Origin of the sequence: Oerskovia sp. Root918 (assembly GCF_001428945.1) — a bacterium.
GTDB classification, from domain to species: Bacteria; Actinomycetota; Actinomycetes; order Actinomycetales; family Cellulomonadaceae; genus Oerskovia; species Oerskovia enterophila.
On the sequence record NZ_LMJG01000014.1, the window covers coordinates 297,665 to 317,939 of the forward strand.

Genomic DNA, 20,275 nt, shown 5'->3' on the forward strand with positions numbered 1-20,275 from the left:
GAGGACGCGGCGCGAGGCCGCCGCGGCGTGGATCCCCGCGTCCCACGGGGTAGAACTGGAGGATGCGCACGAACCCCCACGAAATCACCCACCAGGTGCTGGCCGCTCGCGGCCTCGGCGGACACCGCCAGTACCGCATCCCCGCCCTGGCCGTCTCCACGCGGGGAACCGTCCTCGCGGCCTACGACGGGCGCCCCAACCTCGACGACCTGCCGAACACGATCGACCTCCTGGTCCGGCGCAGCCTCGACCACGGCCGCACCTGGGAGCCCCAGCAGGACGTGCGCGTCGGCACGGGGCTCCAGGGGTTCGGCGACCCGAGCCTGCTCGTGGACAGGGTGACCGGGCGGATCTTCTGCTTCCACGCCGCGGGGACCCACGCGGGGTTCTTCGAGGCGGTCGAGGGGCTCGAGCCCGAGGACGACGTCCAGCACGTCGACCTGTCGTTCTCCGACGACGACGGCCTGACCTGGAGCCACCGCCGCGTCACGGCCTCGCTCAAGCCGCAGGGCGTCACGGGCCTGTTCGCCGCGGCAGGCGCCGGGATCCAGATCGAGACCGGACCGTTCGCCGGGCGCCTGGTCCAGCAGATGGTCCTGCTCCTGCGCGGCGAGATCCGCGCCGCGTCGGCGTACTCGGACGACCACGGCGACACCTGGACGCTGGGCGAGCCCACGGGCCCCGGGGCCAACGAGAACAAGGTCGTCGAGCTGCGCGACGGTCGCCTGCTGCTGAGCTCGCGCGCGAAGGGGTGCCGGTTGCAGGCGGTCTCGACCGACGGCGGTCGCTCGTACGGGCCGCTGCACCCCGTGCACGACCTGCCCGACCCGAGCGACAACGGGAGCGTCCTGCGGCTCGGGGACGTGACCGACGTGGCCGCTCCCCTGCTCGCGACGAACAACCGCGACGCCGACCTGCGCCGCAACACCGTGCTCAGCGTGTCGCACGACGAGGGTGCGAGCTGGCGACCCGCGCTGACGATCTGCGCGGGCTCGAGCGCGTACTCGACGGGAGCCGTGCTCGCCGACGGGTCGCTCGGGGTGCTCTACGAGCGTGACGGGTACCGCGAGATCGTCTTCGCGCGGGTCGAGGCCGAGGCTCTCTCGCCCGCGGCCCTCGGGGAGGCCGTCGAGACGTTCGTGGACGACGACGGCGGCGACTTCACCATGGTGCTGCGCTCGATCACCCCGGGGCGCCCCGCGCAGTGGGTCAGCGTGGGCGCGTCGCACGTCATCTCGGCCGAGGGCGGCGACTGGGGCGTGCACACCTGGAAGGAGATCGGGCAGGGGTACGACGGCGACCAGGTGCTCGGCACGCGCGAGGCCCAGGACGCCAACTACGGCCCGGCCGCGCCGGGCCTGCGGGCCGGCGACATCCTGGCGTTCACCGGGCGCTTCCGGCCCCAGGGCGACGAGCCCGTCACGGCCGCGCTGAGCGGGAGCTTCGACGGGGACGTGACGGCCCAGTTCCCGGCCGTGCGCCTCGCACCCGGCGAGGACGCCCTGTACTTCACGCCCACGTACACCGTGACCGCGGACGACGTGGCCCGCGGCGAGGCGCGCATGCAGTGCGCGGTCCAGGCCGGGCAGGCCCGCTTCGAGCGGGCGTTCCGCGCGGACACCGTGACCGGGGAGGTCGTGCCGGTCGCGCGGTGACCGGACGTGCCCCGGGTCACGGCCGCGGCGGGCGTACCCCGGGACGCGGGGCGGGACGGCGAGCGCGGGCAACGCGTCAGGGCGCGGCGCCAGGGAGGTCGGGCACCGCGCCGTCGGGCAGGGTCTCCGGACCGGTGCCGGGCGCGGCGGTGACGCTCGTCGCGTCCTCGCCGCCGACCGCGTCGTCCGGGGTGAGGTCGGTGCGGGTGTGGGCCCGCTCGCCCTGCGGCCCGAACAGGCTGAGCACCTCGGCGCCCTCCTGGCCCGTGCTGCCGAACCAGTGGGGCGTGCGGGTGTCGAACTCGGCGACCTCCCCGGCGTCGAGCACGATGTCCCGGTCCCCCACGACGAGCCGCAGCCGGCCCGTGAGCACGTACAGCCACTCGTAGCCGTCGTGCGTCGTGAGCACAGGCTCGGCGGCCTTGCGCGGGACGAGGATCTTCCAGGCGTGCTGGCTCGCGGGCTGCCGGGTCAGGGGCACGACCACCCGGCCGTTGACCCTCCGCGGGGTGAGCCGGATGCGGGGGTCTCCCGTCTCCGGGGCGCGCACGAGCTCGTCGAGCGGTACCCGGTAGGCGTGGGCGAGCAGCAGGAGGAGCTCGAGGCTGGGCTTGCGCCCCCCGGTCTCGAGGCGCGACAGCGTGCTCTTGGAGATGCCCGTCGTGTCCGCGAGCGCCGCGAGGGTGATCCCGCGTCGCCGTCGGAGGGCGCCGAGCCGTGGCCCGACCTGGTCGAGTGCGCGTCCGATCGCTGCCGTGGGGTCGTCCATCGCACCATCCCACCACTCTGTCCCAGTACTGGCAACGAGCATTGCCGGATCCGGGTCGAACCGGCAACCTCGGCGGTATGAACCTCACCCCGCACGCACCCCGCTCCCGGTCAGGACTCGTGGGTGCGCTCGCGCTCGCCACGCTCCTGGCCTCGCTCGGCACGAGCGTCGCGAACGTCGCGCTGCCCACGCTCGCGCACGAGCTCGGAGCACCCTTCGGCCGGGTGCAGTGGGTCGTCCTGGCGTACCTGCTGGCCATGACCGTGACCGCGGTCGCCGTGGGGAGGCTCGGTGACGCCCTCGGGCGACAGCGTGTGCTCCTCGGGGGCCTCGGTCTGTTCGCGGCCGCGACGCTCGCGTGCGCTCTGGCGCCCTCCCTCGCGGCGCTCGTCGCCGCCCGCTCGCTGCAGGGGGTCGGTGCCGCCGTCATGATCGCGCTGCCCCTGGCACTCGTGCGGGACGTCGTGCCCGAGGCGCGCACCGGAGCGGCCATGGGGCTGCTGGGGACGACCTCGGCGGTCGGGACCGCGCTGGGGCCTGCCGGGGGCGGGCTGCTGATCGCCGCGTCGGGCTGGCAGGCGGGCTTCGTGGCCATGCTGCCGCTCGCGGGCGTCGCCCTCGTGCTCACCTGGCGCGGCCTGGGCGACGAGCCCGCCCCGGTCCGGTCGGGCGCGAGGTTCGACGTCGCGGGCGCCCTCGTGCTCACGGCGGCCCTGGTGACGGGCGCCCTCGCGATGACTCCTGACGCCGTCCCACAGGTCGGCGCCGGACCGCTGCTCGTGGGCGCAGCGGTCCTCGTCGCGCTGCTCGTCGCGATCGAGCGCAGGACGGCTGCACCGCTCCTGCCGTGGGGGCTCCTGCGCTCCCGCGCCGTGGGCGGTGGCCTGCTCATGAACCTGCTCGTCGCGACTGTGATGATGAGCACCCTGGTCGTGGGCCCCTTCTACCTCGCAGGCGGGCTGGGGCTCGACGAGGCCGCGATCGGCCTCACGCTCGCGGTCGGGCCGGTCGTGTCGGCGCTGACCGGCGTCGTCGCCGGGAGGGTCGTCGACCGTGCCGGCGCGGGCGCCATGACGACCGTCGCTCTCTCGACCATGACGGCCGGGGCCGTCCTGCTCGTGGTGCTGCCTCCCGCCTGGGGCCTGCCCGGCTACGTGCTCGCGCTCGTGGTCCTGACTCCTGGCTACCAGCTCTTCCTGGCCGCGAACAACACCGCCGTCATGACGACGGCCGACGCGCGACGGCGTGGGACCGTCTCGGGCGTCCTGAGCCTCTCGCGCAACCTCGGCCTCATCGCGGGCGCCTCGGCCATGGGCGCCGTGTTCGCGGCGGCGACCGGGTCGGTCGAGGTCCAGGGCGCCACGGTGGCCTCGATCTCGGCCGGCATGCAGACGACCTTCCTCGTCGCGGCGGCCCTCCTGGCCGTCGCGACCGTGGTCTCTCTCGCGGTCCGCAAGCGTGCAGACCGCCCCGTCAGCCCTGCCCGGGTGTCGTGAGCCCGGTCTCGTAGGCGAACACGACGAGCTGGGCCCGGTCGCGCGAGCCGGTCTTCATCATGGCGCGGTTGATGTGCGTCTTGGCCGTGGCCGGGCTGATGAAGAGCTGTGCGGCGATCTCGAGGTTCGACATGCCTCGACCGACGAGCGCCGTGATCTCCTCCTCGCGGGCGGTGAGCTGGGTCTCCTGGCGCGTCGTGGCGGCGGCCGGCTCGGGGACGCGCGCAAGGAACCGGCCGATGAGCGCCGTGGTCGCGGCGGGCGACAGGAGGGACTCGCCCGACGCGACGGTGCGGACGGCGTCGAGCAGCTCGGACGGGTCGATGCCCTTGCCGATGAAGCCGCTGGCTCCGGCGCGCAGCGCGGCGACCACGAGCTCGTCGGTCTCGAAGGTCGTCAGGACCAGGATCTTCACGCCGGCGAGCGACTCGTCGGCCGTGATGCGGCGTGTGGCGTCGATACCGTCCACCCCGGGCATCCGGATGTCCATCAGGACGACGTCCGCGCGCTCGGAGCGTGCGAGGGCGACGGCCTCCGCGCCGTCGGCGGCCTCCCCGGCGACGGTCATGTCGGGTGCGGACTCGAGCAGCAGGCGAAAGGTCCCGCGCAGCAGGGCCTGGTCGTCGGCCAGGAGGACGCGGATCGTCATGAGGCTCCTCGGGTGGTCGGGCTGGACGGGGAGATGTCCCCGCCCTCGTCGGTGGTGGGCAGGTTCGCGACGACGTGGAAGCCCCCGCCCGGGGTGCGCCCGGTGCGCACGCTCCCCCCGGCCGCGGTGGCGCGCTCGTTCATCCCGATCAGCCCGTGCCCGCTGCCCGGGACAGTCCCTGGCCGGGCGTCCACCGCGGGGGCGCCGTTCACGACGTCGACCACGAGCCGGTCCTCGGTCCAGGTGAGCTCGACGTGGACCTGTGAGCCCGGGGCGTGCTTGGCGGCGTTGGTCAACGCCTCCTGGAGGATCCGGTAGGCCGCGAGGTCTCCTCGGGAGGACAGTGCGCGAGGCGTGCCCGTCGTCGTGCTGACGATGTCCGCGCCGGCGGCCCGGAGGCCGCGCACCAGCTCGTCCACGTCGCCGACCCCGGGGACGGGACGCAGGGCGTCGGCCGCCGGCTCGTCGGGCCCCTCGGCCTGGTCCCCCTCCTGACGGAGCAGCCCGACGGTCGCCCGCAGCTCGTCGAGAGCCCGGCGGGTGTGCTCGGTGATGCCCCGCAGCGCCTCCTCGGCCGCGGGCGGGTCGGTGTGCAGGAGGTAGCCCGCGACACCTGCCTGCGCGTTGACCAGCGTGAGGTTGTGCGCCAGGACGTCGTGCAGCTCGCGGGCGATGCGCAGCCGCTCGGCGGCGACCTCGCGCCGGGTCTCCTCCTGCCGGGCGAGCGCCTCGCGCAGCACCCGTTCGCGCCGTCCGGCCACGAGGGCGCCGATCGCGGTGGCGAGGATCACGACGTCGAACATCAGGAGCGAGGTGGCGAGCTCAGTCCCGGGGACGGCGAAGTGGCTGACCGCGATCAGGACGGCCGCCGAGCCGATACCGGCCGTCCACCCGTCCCGCCGCGAGGACCGCGACGCGAACGTGTAGGCCGCGACCGTGGTCGCGATCGGCACGGGCTGGAACGCGCCCATGTCGGTGATGCTCCGCGGGTCCAGGTCGATCAGCGGCATGAGCGCCAGGTGCAGGGACTCGGTGACGAGCGTGGCCACCAGGGCACCGAACGGCCAGCGGTTGCGGACGGTGAGCGGCAGCCAGGACACGAGGACCAGCACGAGCAGGAGGGGGCTGGGACGCTCGGCGAACCCCTGGCGGATCGTGGCGGTGGCGAGCATCGCCACGAGCACCGCGACGTTGAAGACCGCCCCCGTCCACCGTGCCCGGTGGCCACGGCGGACGGGAGCGGGCGCACGCCCGGCGGGTCGCGACGAGCGTGCTCGGTGGTTCACGTCACGGCTCCTCGGAGGTCTGGCGGGGCTGCTCCCCGTCCCACAGTGTCGTCGACGCGAAGGGTCCGGTCGAGGTGGCCCCGACCGCGACCGGCTCGGGGACGACGAGCGGGACACCCGCGACGGGCTCGGACGGGCCCTCGAGCGACAGGTGCGGGGTGATGCGCTCGGCCCACCGAGGGTAGGACCAGTTGCGGGCGCCGATGAGCTTCATGAGTGCCGGGACGAGGGTCAGGCGCACGACGAACGCGTCGACCAGGACCGCCAGGGCCAGACCGATGCCGATCGCCGAGACGATCCGCTCGCCGCTGAAGCCGAACGAGGCGAACACGAAGAGCATGATGGACGCTGCCACCGCGATGACCTGCCCGGTCTCGGTGACCCCGACCCGGACGGCACGATCGTTGTCCCGGGTCTGGCTCCACTCCTCGTGCATGCGGCTGACGAGGAAGACCTGGTAGTCCATCGAGAGGCCGAACACGACCCCGACGACGATCACCGGGACGATGTACATCACGGGCGCACCGGAGCCCACGCCGAGCAGCTCGCTGCCCCAGCCGTGCTGGAAGATCGTCGTGATCGCCCCCAGCCCCACCGCGAGGGTCGCGAGGTTGGAGAGGGCGCCGACGAGCGGGACCAGGAGGCTGCGGAACGCGACGACCAGCAGCAGGAAGCCGAGCACCGCGACCAGACCGAGGTAGAGCGGCAGCTTGCTCATCAGGGCGTCCGCGATGTCGATGTTCGTCGCGGTCTCGCCGCCCACGTGGACCTGCAGGTCCGTCCCTCGTGCGGCGTCGGGGACGACGCCGTCGCGCAGGGTGTGGACCAGGTCCTGGGTCTCGCGCGTCTGGGCGCTCGTCGTCGGGACCACCGAGGCGATCGCGATTCTCTGGCCCGGCTGCACGGGGGCGGCCTGCGCCGAGGCGACGCCCTCGACGTCGGGCAGGGCCTCGGCGAGCTCTGTGAAGGCCTGCGCCGCGGCCGCGTCGGGCACCTCGGCCACCAGGACCAGGGTGGCGTCGACCCCTGCGCCGAAGGCCGGGGTCATGAGGTCGTAGTACGCACGCCCAGGCGAACCTGCCGGGTCGCTGCTCGCGTCGGCGTTGCCGACGCGCATGCCGAGAGCGGGCGCGGCCAGGGCGACCAGCACCACGAGCGAGGCCCCGACCATGCGTCGGGGGGCACGGTCGAGCAGCAGCGCCCATCGCCCCGACGCCGTCGGCTTCCCCGGCGACGCGAGGCCCGTGGAGGCGAGCTGGGCGCGCTGCTTCCTGGACAGGATCCTCATGCCGATCATCCCCAGCAGCGCGGGCAGGAGCGTGATCGCCGCGGCCACGGTGAACAGCACGGTCACGGCCGCGGCCTGCGCCATGCCGGTCAGGACACCGAGCCCGACGACGAACATGCCCAGCAGCGCCACGATCACGGTGATCCCTGCGAAGATCACGGCGCGTCCCGAGGTGTTGACCGCCAGGGCGACTGCGTCGGGGACCGTCGACCCGGCCATGAGCGCCTTGCGGTGCCGGTTGACGATGAAGAGGGCGTAGTCGATGCCGACCCCGAGGCCGATCAGCGCTCCCATGGTCAGCGACGTGGCATCGACGTCGAGCGCGTGCGAGCCGATCATCACGAGGAGCAACGAGGTTCCCACGCCCATGACACCGGTGAGGATGGGCAACGAGGCCGCCCACCCGGAGCGGAACACGAGGAGCAGGATCACGAGCGCCGCCAGGATGCCCACGGCCTCCGTCCCGCCGGACGGGCTGGGGAGCTCGGTGAAGGCCTGCCCGCCGAGCCCGACGGCGAACGAGCCGGCCTCGAGGGTCTCCGCGATCGAACGGATCGCCTCGGGGTCGGCGTCGTCCGCGAGGGCGACCGTCGCGAACGCCGTGCGCTCGTCCGCGTTCACCTGTGCGGCGCCCTGGTCGGAGTACGGGCTGACCACCGCCTCGACGCCCGGCTGCGCCGTCACGTCCGCCAGCATGCGGGCAACCTGCTCCTGCACGGCCGGCGAGTCGATCGCGTCGCCCTCGGTCCGCCAGACGATGGTGCCGCTCTCGGTCTCGGCGCCGGCCCCCGCCTCGGCCAGCAGGGCGTAGGCGGTCGAGGACTCGGAGTCGGGCAGCGCGACCGCGGTCTTGAACGCGGTGCCCAGGCCGAGGGCCGCCACCGCGAGCCCGATCAGGGCGAGTATCCAGGCCCCCAGGACGACACGGCGTCTCCGGAAGCACCACTGGGCGAGCGAGTTCATGACGAGGCCTTTCGACGAGGAGGGGAACGCTCCCAGCCTGGTCGGCCGAGCACTCCACGTCGTCGTCCAGGCGCGGTGTTCCGTCACCCCCGCCCATACCGCAGGTGCGTTACGGCGCCGCTCCCGCAGGTGGACGACGAGTCCCCCGACGTGCGGAAAGACTGCTGAGCACCGTCGCTCGCACCCCACCGAAGGAGCACCTCATGACGACCGTCGAGAAGCCGCAGGCACACTCCCTCCCCCGCGACCTGGCACTGCGCCACGGAGACCGCAGGCCTGCGGTGCGCCGGAGCCGGTCGCCCCACGCCAGAGAGGTCGCCGTCAGCTGGCACCTGCTCTCGCTCCGTTCGCTCCAGCTCGCCGCGCGCCTGCGCACCCTCGGTGTGGCTGCGGGCGACCGCGTCGCGGTCCACCTGCCCACCGGGCCCACCCGGACCGCCGTCGTGTACGCCTGCTGGCACCTCGGAGCAGTCGTGGTCGCGACCACCACCGGGACGACCCACCGCCAGCGGCGCACCGCCTACCAGCTCGCCCAGCCGAGAGTGGTGATCGCCGACGTCACCGGACTTCGCGCGGCGCGCGGACGCCCGTCGGTGCGCGCGCGGATCGCCGTGGGCCCGTTGTCCGCGATCGGCCGCGCGGCGCTCCAGGTGGCCCACCGCCTGGCAGACCTCCCCGACGCGCCCCGGCGCGCGGCGCTCCCCGACGCCGCCGACCCGTCCGCCGACGCCGCGATCGTGTTCACGGCCGACGCCGACGGACAGACACGCGGGATCTTCTACACCCACGGCGAGATGCTCCGCCTCCGGGACACGGTCGCGGACCAGCTGGTCGCAGCGGACGCAGCCGGTTCGGACGCCGGCTACGTCCCGGGAGCGCTGCTGCTCCGCACGACGCGCCGCGGGACCGCGCTCACGGCGGCAACGCTGCTCGCCCCGGGCATGCCCGACGGCGACCAGCCCGCGACGGCCCTCGAACGACGCCTGCTCCAGACGTGGGCCCGCGAGGTCACGAGCGGTGGCCGGGCCGTGGGCGCGCGAACCGGTGGGGGCGGCCGCACCGAGGGGCCGACGACGCCCGTCGGGCAGTGACCGGAGGCCGCTAGGTCGTGTCCTGTGAATGTTGTTGGTGTGTGTCCGGTAATGTCCTGGTTGTGGTTGTGGTTGTGGTTGTGGTTGTGGTTGTGGTTGTGGTTGTGGGTCGTGGTGAGTTGACGGATGTGGCGTGGGCGCGGATCGAGTCGTTGTTGCCGGTCGCGACGGGCCGTGGCGGGCGCTGGCGTGATCATCCGTCAGGTGATCAACGGGCGCTGCCCGACCACAACGAGGCCGAGCTCGTCCAGCCGCGCGAAGGTCGTCAGATCAGGAACATCGAAGAGAAGTTCAGGCACGTCGAGGTCTTCCAGATGGGCAGTGTGAGAACTTCCATCATCGAGGGACCTCGACCCGTCCCCGACCTACTCAGCCCCCCAGCGCTACACCCTCAACTGCGATGAGCCTGTATATCACCGATCCCGCTTGCGTGATCTTGGGCGACTGCTAGTGTCCGCGGTACCAGATCACCACCAGTTGTGCCGCAATGAGGGGGCGTCGAGATGTTGGCTCGGAGCGCGCGGTCAGTACTTGGGGGATTTGCCCTGCTCGTGGGAGGAGGGCTTCCTGCGGGGGCACAAGGCCCGATAGATGATGACCGCACGATCGCTAATCCGTCGTTTGACCGCTCAGCTCTACCCGAGGCCACAAGCGTCACGGACTCCGGTTACCGGAATGCGTCAGGAGAGTGCGTCGAGTCGTCATCGGGCGGCTCAGAGCGCACGAGCTCCGGGACGGTCACGATCGGTGTTCAACTGTCGCTTGATCCGGCGACCTGCGAATCCGAGTACTTGGTAGCCACGTACCCCGTGTCCGATGTCCCTGCCAAGACCATCGCCACGTTCTTTGATACGAGAGAGAGCCTCGACGCGTTGCAACAGGCCAAGGTGGCCCGGGCCGCTGGAACGTTCTACCAGTCGCTGACGAACCAGTACCGCGACCCACTGTTCATCGTCGTGTCACAAACCTTCGCGGGTCTCCAGTGGACCACGACCGGGACGTGTATCACCTCAACCAACCCTCAGCACAGCACGTACGCGTACGCCGGAACCGGTTGGTACCGGACGGGGTACAACACCAGCAGTCCTTGGGGATGTACCCCGCAGGCATCGGCCAATACTGTTGCTTCATTCGCCAACACCGCCTTCCCGTGCCCTGGCGGTGGGACGACCTACACCAATCACACGAAGACGATGGTCGTGGGCTACCCGGGCGGCGGCAATACCTGGTCGCGAACTCAATCCAAGAGCGGCGCGTGCAACAACCTGCTCCACACCAACTACGTCCTCTTCAACTGAGTCATGCTGCCCCCCTCGAAATCACCAGATTCCGTCTCGCCGACGAATGAATCGGACGACGGCCGCGTTCTCGCGGCCGTGGCGATTTCTCTAGTCCTCGCCATCGCTTGTCTGATCCTCTTCGTGTACAACTGGATCGTCGCGAGCTTGGCGATCGGATCATTTGTACTACTCGCGGGGGTGGTCGGCTTTACATCGCGAGGAGCTCGACGAGTGTTTGTACTTACCATTGCCTGTGGGCCGCTCGTCGTGCTAGTCGGGTGGTGGCTTGTCGCGATTATGGCCCCCCTATTCGACTGAGCGAAGCGCCGGTATCGAACCAGTGGAACCCTCCTAGGGCGAGGCCTGTGGTTCGCGGAGCCAGAGGATGATGGCGGCGATGGTGAGTTCGGCGCGGTAGTAGGCGGCGCGTTTGGTGTAGCGGGTGGCCAGTGCGCGGAATTGTTTGAGGCGGTTGAAGCAGCGTTCGACGACGTTGCGGCTGGCGTAGGTCTGGGGGGCGAAGGCGGGAGGGCGGCCTCCGGCTGAGCCCTTGCGTTGGCGGTTGGCAGCGTGGTCCTTCTTCTCGGGGCTGGTGATCGCGATGCCGCGTGCGCGCAGCGCCCGGCGGGTCGCCGGGCTGGAGTAGGCCTTGTCGGCCAGGACCCGGTCGGGTCGCTTGCGGGGTCGCCCGGGCCCCTCGCGCTTGACGTGGACCTGGTCCAGCAGGGGCAGCAGCTGGGGGTTGTCCCCGGCCTGCCCGGGTGTGAGGATCACGCTCATCGGTAGCCCGCGACCGTCGACCGCGAGGTGGATCTTGGAGGTCAGGCCTCCCCGCGACCTGCCGAGCGCCTCATCAGTGACCGCGAGGTCTTCGACCCAGTCGGTCTTGCAGCCCCTTTTTTCCGGGCACCGGCGCCATGCTGGTGAACCCGGACGTTCGTCGAGTCGATCGAGAAGGTCCACTCGATCTTCCCGATCGAGTCGTCCTTGACCCGCACATGGTCCAAGATTGTCTCCCACGTGCCGTCCGCGGTCCACAGCCGCAACCGTTCGTGGGCCGTCTTCCACGGCCCGTACTTGGCCGGTACGTCCCGCCATGGCGCCCCAGTGCGCAACCGCCACAAGATCGCGTTGATCACCTGCCGATGATCACGCCAGCGCCCACCACGACCCGTTGCGACCGGCAACAACGGCTCGATCCGCGCCCATGCCGCATCCGTCAGCTCACCACGCCCAACACCCACAACCCAGACATTGCCGGACACATGCCGAGAACATTCACAGGACAGGCCCTAGGCCTGCGTCTGACGCCGGACGATCTCCGCGATCCAGGTCGGCGCGAACGGCGACGTGCAGTTCGGGGGCGTCGGGTAGTCCTTGAGGACCTCGAGCCGCTCACCGATGTCGACCGCACGGGCGCGCAGCTCGGGGTGGTGGATGCCGATGTTCGCGAGGCACTCGTTCATGGCCCACTGCAGGCGCTCGGGGGCGTCCTTCATGTCGGCCTCGATGCGGTCGAGGAGCCCCGACAGGTCGATCCCCTCGGGGGACTTCGCCACGCGGTCGGTCGTCAGCGCCCACCCGGCGCTCGCGACGACCGGGTCGGGGTCGGCGAACCACGCGGTGCGCAGCTCCTCGACGTGCGGGCTCTTCTTGACGACGTAGCTCACGAGCCACCCGTGCACCTTGGGGACACGCGCGTCGCGCAGCATGGCGTCGAGCTCCGCGGCCGACCAGGACTTGGGGCGGCAGACCAGGATCGCCACGAGGCGCGCCGCGGTGTCTCCGGTCTCCCAGAGCTGCTCCGCGAGCTCGTGCTGGGTCTTGAGGCTCTTCGCGACCGCGCGCAGCCTGGTGAGGTTGACGCCGTGGTCGTCCCCGTGGCGCTCGTTCACCGCACGGATCTTGGGGTCCTCCAGGGCCTCGAGCTCGGCCAGCACGTCGCTGACGGTCGCCTGGGCCACGGCAGTGGAAGCCATGTCGATCTCCTCGCTCGCTCCGTCGGTCGTCGCTCACACCCTACGTCTCTGCCTCCCGCCCGCGACGAGCGCTCGTGGCGACCACTCGTGGGGCTGCGGGCGGCCCAGCGGAGAACTCGTGCGAGATCCTGGGAACGCTCAGGCCTCCTTCCGCGTTGACCTGACGGAATCCACCCGCGATCTGAGAGAGACATGGACGCAGACAGTACGAACCCCCTTGTGCCGGCCACCGATGCTGCGACGAGGGGGTGCAGGTTCTGATGTGGGTGCTGACACTCCTGCTCGGCGTCGTCGTGATCGTGGCGATCACGGCCGTGACGGGCTATTTCGTCGCCCAGGAGTTCGCGTACATGGCGGTCGACCGGTCACGGTTGAGCGCACGCGCGGGCTCGGGCGACGCGGGGGCCAAGCGTGCCCTGGCCGTCACCAAGCGCACGTCCTTCATGCTCTCGGGCGCCCAGCTGGGCATCACCGTGACCGGGCTGCTGGTCGGCTACGTCGCCGAGCCGCTCGTCGGTGAGTCCCTGGGCGAGGCCCTGGGCGGGGTCGGCGTCCCGACCGGCGTGGGCATCGCGGTGGGCACCGTCCTGGCTCTGGTGTTCTCGACGTTCGTCCAGATGATCTTCGGCGAGCTCTTCCCCAAGAACCTCGCGATCGCCCGGCCCGAGCCGGTCGCCCTGTGGCTGGCCCGGTCCACGACCATCTACCTGGCCGTGTTCGGGTGGCTCATCAAGATCTTCGACCAGGCCTCGAACCTCCTGCTCAAGGCGCTGCGGATCGAGCCGGTCCACGACGTCGAGCACTCGGCGACGGCCCGTGACCTCGAGCACATCGTCGCGGACTCCCGGCAGAGCGGCGACCTCCCCGGCGAGCTCTCGGTCCTCCTGGACCGCATCCTCGACTTCCCCGAGCGCGACGTCGAGCACGCCATGATCCCGCGCGCCCGCGTCGACGTCGTGCACGCGGACGACACCCTCGCGGAGGTGCGGGCACGGATGGCGGCGGGACACTCGCGCTACCCGGTGCTCGCCGACGACGACCAGGTCGTGGGCGTCGTCCACCTCGTCGACGTGCTGACGACCACGCACGGCGACGACGTCCCGACCCAGGACTTCATGCGCCCCGTGGTCGTCGTCCCGACAGCGATGAGCCTGCCCGACGCCCTGCGCGAGCTCACCGAGACCCGCAACCAGCTCGCGTGCGTGATCGACGAGTACGGCGGGTTCGCCGGCGTCCTGACGGCAGAGGACCTGGCCGAGGAGCTCGTCGGGGAGATCACCGACGAGCACGACCCCGCGACGCCCACCATCGCCCCGCGCGACGACGACGGGATCTGGGTCATGCCCGGAGACACCCACATCGACGAGGTCGAGCGCGCGATCGGTCGCGACCTGCCGCGGGGAGACTACGAGACGATCGCGGGCCTGGTGATCGACCAGCACGGCTCGCTGCTCGAACCGGGTGAGGGGATCGTCGTCGAGCTGCCGCTCGACCCGGCCGACCTCGCCCTCGCTGCGGAACCGGAGCCCGCCTGGATGCGCGTGGACGTGGTCGAGGTCGAGCGTCACGTCCCGTCGCTGGTCCGTGTGACGTTCCCGACGGACGACCGACCGCTGCCAGCACCCGACGCCGCGCCTGACGCGGCGCCCGAGACCGAGGAGGGCGAACGATGAGCAACCCCTGGGTCGTCGTGGCCATCACCGTCGTCATCATCGCGCTCAGCGCGTTCTTCGTCGCCGTCGAGTTCGCGCTGCTCGCCGCCAAGCGGCACCGCCTCGAGGACGCCGCCCCCAACAGCCGCTCGGCGCGGGCCGCGCTGCGCAGCTCGACCGAGCTGACCGTGCTGCTCGCCGGGTCGCAGCTCGGCATCACGGCCTGCACGCTCGCGCTCGGCGCCATCACCAAGCCGGCCGTCCACCACTGGCTCACGCCCGCGTTCGAGGCGTGGGGCGCCCCGTTGTGGGTCGCGGACGCCGCCGGGTTCGTCCTCGCGCTGATCATCGTGACGTTCCTGCACCTGGTCGTCGGCGAGATGGCCCCCAAGTCGTGGGCCATCGCTCACCCCGAGACCTCGGCCACGCTGCTGGCCATCCCCATGCGCGGCTTCATGTGGCTGACCCGCCCCCTGCTCACAGGGCTCAACAACATGGCCAACTGGTGCCTGGTCAAGGTCGGCGTCGAGCCGACGGGGCAGATCGCCTCGGGCCAGAGCGCCGACGACCTGCGTCACCTCGTCGAGCACTCGGCCAACGTCGGCGCCCTGGACCCGGCGTACTTCGCCCAGCTCTCGGGGGCACTGGACCTGCAGACCCTCACCGTGGGCGACCTGCTCACAGGTCAGGGCAGGCCCACCATGGTCCCGCTCGACGCCACCGTCCACGACGTGCAGGAGGCCACGCGAGCGTCCGGCCACCTGCGGATCCTGCTCGGGGACGACACCAGCATCTCGGGGGTCGTGCACGTGCGCGACACCCTCGACGTGGGCCTCGACCGTCCCGCGGCCGAGCTCATGCGGCCGCCCTTCACGCTCGAACGGTCCGTGCCCGTCTACGCGGCTCTCGCCCAGATGCGCGAGACCCGCAACCACCTCGCCGTGGTGACCGACGGCGCCTCGGTCGCCGGGGTCATCGCGCTGTCGGACGTCATGGCGCGGCTCTTCCCGCGGGAGGTCGCCGCGGCCTGACACGAGGCGCCCTGCTCTGCGCCAGCCGCCACATCCTGACGACGGCGCCCCACCCGGTCGAAGCACCGGGTGGGGCGCCGTCGTCGCGCGCAGCCCGGTTGCCGGGCCTCCGGGACGGCTCGGGACGCCGCCAGGTGGACCGGGAAGGTCTCGCCGCTGTCCGACGCCGTCAGCCGTTCGTCAGGGAGGTCGCCGCCGTCGGACCCGGTGGCGGGAAGCGTACGAGCCATCAGTTCGATAGTTGACGGTTAGAGATCAAACAGTTAGTGTTCTAACCATGAGCGAACAGGGCATCAGACTCTCCAGCAGTCTCGAGCTGGTCCGGTGGATCGGATGGGCGCAGCGCAAGGTCGGCGAGGACTGGATCCGCGAGCGCGACCTCAGCCACGAGCAGGCCTTCGTGCTCGGGTACCTCGTGCAGAACCCGGGGGCGATCCAGCGCGACATCGCAGAGGTCAGCCGCACGAGCGCCGCGAGCGTCTCGAGCCTCCTGCAGGGGCTCGAGCGCCGCGGCCTGATCGAGCGCCGCACGCAGAGCGGTGACGAACGCCGCAAGCGTGTCTTCGCCACTCCGGCGGGAACCGAGCTCATCGCCGGCTTCGACGTCGCGATGGCCGAGGCCGACGAGACGATCCTCGCCCCGCTGACCCCCGAGGAGCGGGCCACCTTGCTCGCCCTGCTCACGAAGATCACCGCAGAGCTGCCGCAGCCCACCCGCTCGTAGCCACGAGGGCGCCGCCGCCCCACCCCACAGATCGACCAGCCCCACCTCGCCGCGTCGGTGTCCGCCGCCGCGCCATCGAACCTGCCCGAAAGGAGCCGTCATGAGCTCGAACACCCTAGACCCCACGGTGACGACGGACGACGTCGGCACCAACCACTGGTACCTCGCCTCCGCGCCCATCGTCCGCGCCCTGGTGCACCTGTGCGTGCCCATGGCGGCCGCGATGATCGTCGGCGCCGTCTACAACGTCATCAACGCCGGATTCATCGGCTCGCTGCACGACAGCGCTCTCCTCGCCGCGATCACGCTCGGCACGCCGTTGCTCGGGCTCGTCATGGCGATCGGCGGCGTGTTCGGCGTCGGCGGCGGCGCGCTCGTCTCCCGGATGCTCGGCGCGGTGGACCGCGATCCCGCGACGGCGGGCGAGATCAAGCACGTCTCGTCGTTCGCCGTCTGGGGGTCGGTGGTCGCCGGGGCGGTGTTCGGCGGCCTCGGTCTGCTCCTGCTGAACCCTCTCGTGTCGCTCCTCGGCGCGGATGCCGCCGCCGTGCCCGCGACGAGCTCGTACGTGGGCGTCATGCTCGCCTTCGTGCCGGTGCTGACCGCGGCGTTCTGCCTCGAACAGCTCGTGCGCGCCGAGGGCGCCGCCCGTCAGGTCATGATCGGGCTCGTCGGCTCCACGGTCGCGAACGTCGTGCTCGACGTCCTGCTCATCCTCGTGCTGCACCAGGGCGTCGCCGGCGCGGCCCTCGCGATGGGCCTGTCGAACCTCGGCCTCGTCGCCTACTTCGTCCGCTGGCTGCACCGCAACAGCGAGCACATGAGCCTCGCTCCACGGTGGTTCACGCTCTCCCCCGCCGTGCTCAGGCCCGTGTTCGGCGTGGGCGTGAGCGAGCTGCTCCAGGCCTCCTTCCTGATCGTCACGTCCCTGGTGCTCAACAACCTCGCCGTCGCCTACGGTGACAGCGCGCTCGGGGCCATGGGCGTCGCGGTCCGCATCGCCCAGGTGCCCGAGTTCCTCGTCATGGGCATCACGCTCGGTGTCCTCCCGTTGCTCGCCTACGCCTACGGCAAAGGCGATCGTGATCGCCTCCACTCGGCCGTGCGCGTCTCCGCACTCGCGGTGGGCGGCATCTCCCTGGTCTCGGCGGCGGCCGTTCTCCTCTTCCGTGAGCCACTGTTCTCCGCCTTCTCGGCCGACCCGTCGATGCTCGCGATCGGCGTCACGATCCTCACGGCACAGCTCGTCGCGATGGTCATGAACGGGTTCACCGGACTCCTCACCTCGCTCTTCCAGGCCACGGGGCGCGCCACCCCGGCGATCGTGATCTCGTTGGCGCAGGGCGTGCTCTTCATCCCGATCGTGATCCTCGGGAACCTCTGGTTCGGGCTCTCGGGCATCGTCTGGTCACTGACCGTCTCAGAGTCGGCCGTGCTCCTGGTCGCGGTCGTGATGTGGCTCGCGTCCCGGCGAGCGATCGATCGTGGGCTCGTCACAGGCAGCGCAGAGCGCGCCGAGCAGTCTCTCGCACCCGCCGCGGCCTGACCGTGTCTCCCACCAGGGCGAGTCGCCTGTCGTGCTTTCGGGCCGAACCTTCTGCACGCGACTCGTACGTCACACGTACGCAGAAGGCCCCCGGCCAGCGTTTCCGCTGGTCAGGGGCCTTCTCTTTCGGTGGGCGATACTGGGTTCGAACCAGTGACCTCTTCGGTGTGAACGAAGCGCGCTACCACTGCGCCAATCGCCCGCTGCGACTCAACCTCTCGGTCGGGCCGTGCGTCCTGGAAGATATTAGCCGTATTTCGACCCAGATCGCGAACTGGCCTCCGGACCGGCCTCCCAGCCCGCCTCGACGGGACTCCCCCAGCGTAGCGCCGCCGGTCACGCAACGGCCTGTTTCCGGGCCTCAGCAGCTTCTCACGGTCCGCGGGCACGCCCGCAGCGGGCGGGCAGTCGACCCCGGCAGGCCGCCACCGGCGTGCACGCACCGCGTGACCTCACCCCAGCATCGCGCTCCCGACCCCGTCACGGGTCCATGCGCTCCCGCCGCCGGCGGTCGAACAGCTCACGCGCCGCGAGCGACAGCTCGCCGGCTCGAACCGCGACGCCGTCGAGCGCGACCACGGGCTGGATGTTGCGCACGCTCCCCGCGAGGGCGAGGCCCACGCCGGAGGAGGCTCCGTCGTCGGGCCCTGGAGCCACGACCCGGTCGAGGACCGAGAACGGGAGCTCGGCCTCGCGGACGGGCAGCCCGTCCTCCGCGGCCCATTCGAGGAGGAGCTCGCGCGTGATGCCCGCGAGACAGCCCGACGACAGCGGGGGCGTCAGGAGCTCACCGCCGACCTCGACGAGCACGTTGGCCCCCGTGCCCTCGCACAGCTCGCCCACGGTGTTGGCGAGGATCGCCTCGTCTCCCCCGCGCGCGACCGCGTCGGCGAGCGCGACCACGTTCTCGGCGTACGAGGTCGTCTTGAGCCCGGCCACGGCCGAGCGCTCGTTGCGCACCCAGGGCGAGCGCACGGCCCGCGAGGTCGGGCCGGGCGACGCGGGACCCGCGGTGATCACGATGGTCTCCTCACCGTCCTCACGCCCCGACCCCATGGGCCCGAACCCGCCCGTGACCGTGATGCGCAGGCGCCCCGAGCCCTCCCCTGCGGCGGCCAGGACCTGCGCGACGCCGTCGCGGATGCGCGCTTCGTCGGGCGCGGGCAGGCCCATGCCGGCCGCGGACCGGCCCAGTCGCCGCAGGTGGCGGGACAGCGCGAACGCCTGCCCGCCGTACACGGCGCACGTCTCGAAGATCCCGTCCCCCACGGTCACCCCGTGGTCGAGCGCGCTCAGCGCCCGCTCCCGCGGCTCGACGAAGGACCCATCCACCCACACGACGATCGACATGACCTCAGTCTGCCGCAGCCTCGCCCGAGGCGAGCGCGACGAGCCGCGCGGCCTTGAGCTCGGTCTCCTCCCACTCCTCGGCAGGGTCGCTGCCCCACGTGATGCCTGCCCCGGTCCCGAACCTCAGCTCGTCGTCGGCCCACCAGAACGTCCGGATGCCGACGGCCAGCTCGGCCTCGCCCGTGTCGCCGTCGACCCAGCCGACCGCCCCGCAGTAGGGGCCGCGCGGCCCACGCTCGAGCTGGGAGATGATCCGCAGCGCCGAGGACTTGGGCGCCCCCGACACCGAGGCGGGCGGGAACGTGGCCTCGAGCACCTGCCCCCACAGCCCACCGGGGGCGTCCCGGGCGACCTCCACGTGCCCCTGCACGCGCGAGACCAGGTGCACGAGTCCGGGGTGCGCCTCGACGGCCAGGAGGTCGGTGACCTCGACCGAGCCGGGTGCGCTCACGCGTTGCAGGTCGTTGCGCACGAGGTCCGTGATCATGACGTTCTCGGTGCGGTCCTTCTCGCGCAGCCCGTCCGCGGTGGCCGCGGTCCCCTTGATGGGGCCCGACGAGAGCACACCGCCCTCGAGCCGCAGGAACAGCTCGGGCGAGGCCGTCACGACCCACACGGGCTCGATCCCGCTCGCCGCGGGCACGTGGATCGCTCCCGCGTATGGGGCGGGGTTGCCCGCGGCGAGGATCCGCGCGAGCGCCCGCGCGTCGGGTTCGCTCTCGCCCGCGGGCAGGGGGGCAGCCAGCACGCGGCAGATGTTGGCCTGGTAGACGTCCCCCTCGTGCACCGCGTGGCGGACGGCCGCCACGGCGGCCTGGTACTCGTCGCGGGACAGCGAGCTGCGCCAAGCGTCGGGGTGGGGCCCGCGCCACGCGCCCTCGCGGCCCGACGGCGCCACGCGCGCCGGGAGGCCCTCTCCGGTCGCCCCGTGGTCTGGTGCCTCGTGGTCGGCGAAGCGCCATGCCCGCGCGCGCCCCCCGTGCGCCGGGTCCTCGAAGTCGGCGACGACGAACCACAGCCCTTCGGCGAGACGGGCGGCGTCGACCGCGAGGTCGATGCACTCGACGGCCCCGAGACCCTGACGGCCGGCGAACGACGCGAACCCCCTCGCATCGGAGTCCTCGTTCCCCTCGGGACCGGCCGCCGGCGCCACGCCAGGTCCGCCCAGCGCGGGGTCAGATCCGTCCCCGCGCAGGTCAGAGCGCTGCGCGTCGGGCATCTCCGAGACGCCCTGCGCCACTCGAGAGCGTGACCCGCGCCTCATTCCGCCACCTCGATCCGAGCCGACGGAGCGTCAGGAAACCGCGGAACGGCGCGGGTCCTGGGGAATCTGGTTCGGAGTGCTGGCACCCCACAACGCTACCGAGCCGCGTGCGGGCCCTGGTCCGGTTGGACGCCCAGCGCTCTCGTCTACTAAAGTCTGTGACGCGCCGAAAAACGCCGGAGAGATCCGGGCGAGGTTCGGCAGTGCGGACGTGGCTCAGTGGTAGAGCATCACCTTGCCAAGGTGAGGGTC

At 71.7% G+C, this 20,275-nt stretch carries 16 protein-coding genes and 1 tRNA gene; 8 read left to right on the forward strand and 9 right to left on the reverse strand.

All coding sequences use genetic code 11. The annotated features are described in order from the left end of the window. Positions 1 to 62: 62 nt before the first annotated feature. On the forward strand, positions 63 to 1,655 hold the full coding sequence (locus ASE27_RS15160) for an exo-alpha-sialidase (RefSeq protein ID WP_056652168.1): 1,593 nt from the start codon (positions 63 to 65) through the stop codon (positions 1,653 to 1,655). Between the two features lie 76 nt (positions 1,656 to 1,731). Here ASE27_RS15160 and ASE27_RS15165 read toward each other — a convergent pair whose 3' ends face one another. Beyond that, positions 1,732 to 2,424, reverse strand: a complete 693-nt coding sequence (locus ASE27_RS15165; protein ID WP_082608973.1) for a helix-turn-helix domain-containing protein — start codon at positions 2,422 to 2,424, stop codon at positions 1,732 to 1,734. A gap of 77 nt (positions 2,425 to 2,501) precedes the next feature. Between ASE27_RS15165 and ASE27_RS15170 the strand changes: the two genes are divergently transcribed. Next, positions 2,502 to 3,920, forward strand: a complete 1,419-nt coding sequence (locus ASE27_RS15170; protein WP_056652170.1) for an MFS transporter — start codon at positions 2,502 to 2,504, stop codon at positions 3,918 to 3,920. Here the strand turns inward: ASE27_RS15170 and ASE27_RS15175 are convergent. From ASE27_RS15175 to ASE27_RS15185, 3 genes are read right to left on the reverse strand one after another with little or no spacing between them, the layout of a single operon-like run. After that, entirely contained in the window at positions 3,898 to 4,569 is a 672-nt protein-coding gene (locus tag ASE27_RS15175) for a response regulator transcription factor (protein ID WP_056652173.1), read from the reverse strand. The genes ASE27_RS15170 and ASE27_RS15175 overlap by 23 nt on opposite strands. After that, positions 4,566 to 5,855, reverse strand: coding sequence for a sensor histidine kinase (locus ASE27_RS15180; protein WP_056652175.1), 1,290 nt, complete (start codon positions 5,853 to 5,855; stop codon positions 4,566 to 4,568). The genes ASE27_RS15175 and ASE27_RS15180 overlap by 4 nt, the downstream gene beginning before the upstream one ends. Before the next feature lies 1 nt (position 5,856). Beyond that, on the reverse strand, positions 5,857 to 8,106 hold the full coding sequence (locus tag ASE27_RS15185) for an MMPL family transporter (RefSeq protein WP_082608974.1): 2,250 nt from the start codon (positions 8,104 to 8,106) through the stop codon (positions 5,857 to 5,859). A gap of 203 nt (positions 8,107 to 8,309) precedes the next feature. Between ASE27_RS15185 and ASE27_RS15190 the strand changes: the two genes are divergently transcribed. Both ASE27_RS15190 and ASE27_RS15195 read left to right on the forward strand, forming a co-directional pair. Next, a complete protein-coding gene (locus tag ASE27_RS15190) occupies positions 8,310 to 9,197 on the forward strand; it encodes an AMP-binding protein (protein ID WP_056652179.1) in 888 nt (295 codons plus the stop codon). Between the two features lie 809 nt (positions 9,198 to 10,006). Next, complete coding sequence (locus tag ASE27_RS15195; RefSeq protein WP_056652183.1) at positions 10,007 to 10,495, forward strand: hypothetical protein; 489 nt, start codon at positions 10,007 to 10,009, stop codon at positions 10,493 to 10,495. Positions 10,496 to 10,828: 333 nt separating this feature from the next. On the opposite strand, the gene ASE27_RS19905 is transcribed toward ASE27_RS15195, so the two are convergent. Beyond that, a protein-coding gene (locus ASE27_RS19905) for an IS5 family transposase (protein WP_369800610.1) occupies positions 10,829 to 11,721 on the reverse strand; the annotation gives its coding sequence in 2 pieces (ribosomal slippage) (positions 10,829 to 11,335 and positions 11,338 to 11,721; 891 coding nt in all). A 48-nt stretch (positions 11,722 to 11,769) separates the two neighbouring features. Then, positions 11,770 to 12,456, reverse strand: a complete 687-nt coding sequence (locus ASE27_RS15205; protein WP_200955957.1) for a DNA alkylation repair protein — start codon at positions 12,454 to 12,456, stop codon at positions 11,770 to 11,772. Positions 12,457 to 12,716: 260 nt separating this feature from the next. Here ASE27_RS15205 and ASE27_RS15210 point away from each other — a divergent pair, with 260 nt between their 5' ends. From ASE27_RS15210 to ASE27_RS15225, 4 genes are all read left to right on the forward strand, one after another. Then, complete coding sequence (locus tag ASE27_RS15210; protein WP_056652192.1) at positions 12,717 to 14,129, forward strand: hemolysin family protein; 1,413 nt, start codon at positions 12,717 to 12,719, stop codon at positions 14,127 to 14,129. Further along, on the forward strand, positions 14,126 to 15,139 hold the full coding sequence (locus ASE27_RS15215) for a hemolysin family protein (RefSeq protein ID WP_056652194.1): 1,014 nt from the start codon (positions 14,126 to 14,128) through the stop codon (positions 15,137 to 15,139). The genes ASE27_RS15210 and ASE27_RS15215 overlap by 4 nt, the downstream gene beginning before the upstream one ends. Before the next feature lie 277 nt (positions 15,140 to 15,416). Next, the gene (locus ASE27_RS15220) at positions 15,417 to 15,863 is read left to right on the forward strand and encodes a MarR family winged helix-turn-helix transcriptional regulator (RefSeq protein ID WP_056652197.1); all 447 of its coding nucleotides are present in this window, start codon (positions 15,417 to 15,419) and stop codon (positions 15,861 to 15,863) included. A 100-nt stretch (positions 15,864 to 15,963) separates the two neighbouring features. Then, on the forward strand, positions 15,964 to 17,409 hold the full coding sequence (locus ASE27_RS15225; protein ID WP_056652201.1) for an MATE family efflux transporter: 1,446 nt from the start codon (positions 15,964 to 15,966) through the stop codon (positions 17,407 to 17,409). 130 nt (positions 17,410 to 17,539) lie between these two features. Here the strand turns inward: ASE27_RS15225 and ASE27_RS15230 are convergent. The 3 genes from ASE27_RS15230 to ASE27_RS15240 all read right to left on the reverse strand — a co-directional run bounded on the left by ASE27_RS15230 (position 17,540) and on the right by ASE27_RS15240 (position 19,999). Beyond that, positions 17,540 to 17,611 (reverse strand) — tRNA-Val (locus ASE27_RS15230). A 278-nt stretch (positions 17,612 to 17,889) separates the two neighbouring features. Continuing rightward, on the reverse strand, positions 17,890 to 18,759 hold the full coding sequence (locus ASE27_RS15235) for an aminotransferase class IV (protein WP_056652203.1): 870 nt from the start codon (positions 18,757 to 18,759) through the stop codon (positions 17,890 to 17,892). A 4-nt stretch (positions 18,760 to 18,763) separates the two neighbouring features. Next, the gene (locus ASE27_RS15240; RefSeq protein ID WP_235535452.1) at positions 18,764 to 19,999 is read right to left on the reverse strand and encodes a chorismate-binding protein; all 1,236 of its coding nucleotides are present in this window, start codon (positions 19,997 to 19,999) and stop codon (positions 18,764 to 18,766) included. Between the last annotated feature and the right edge of the window lie 276 nt (positions 20,000 to 20,275).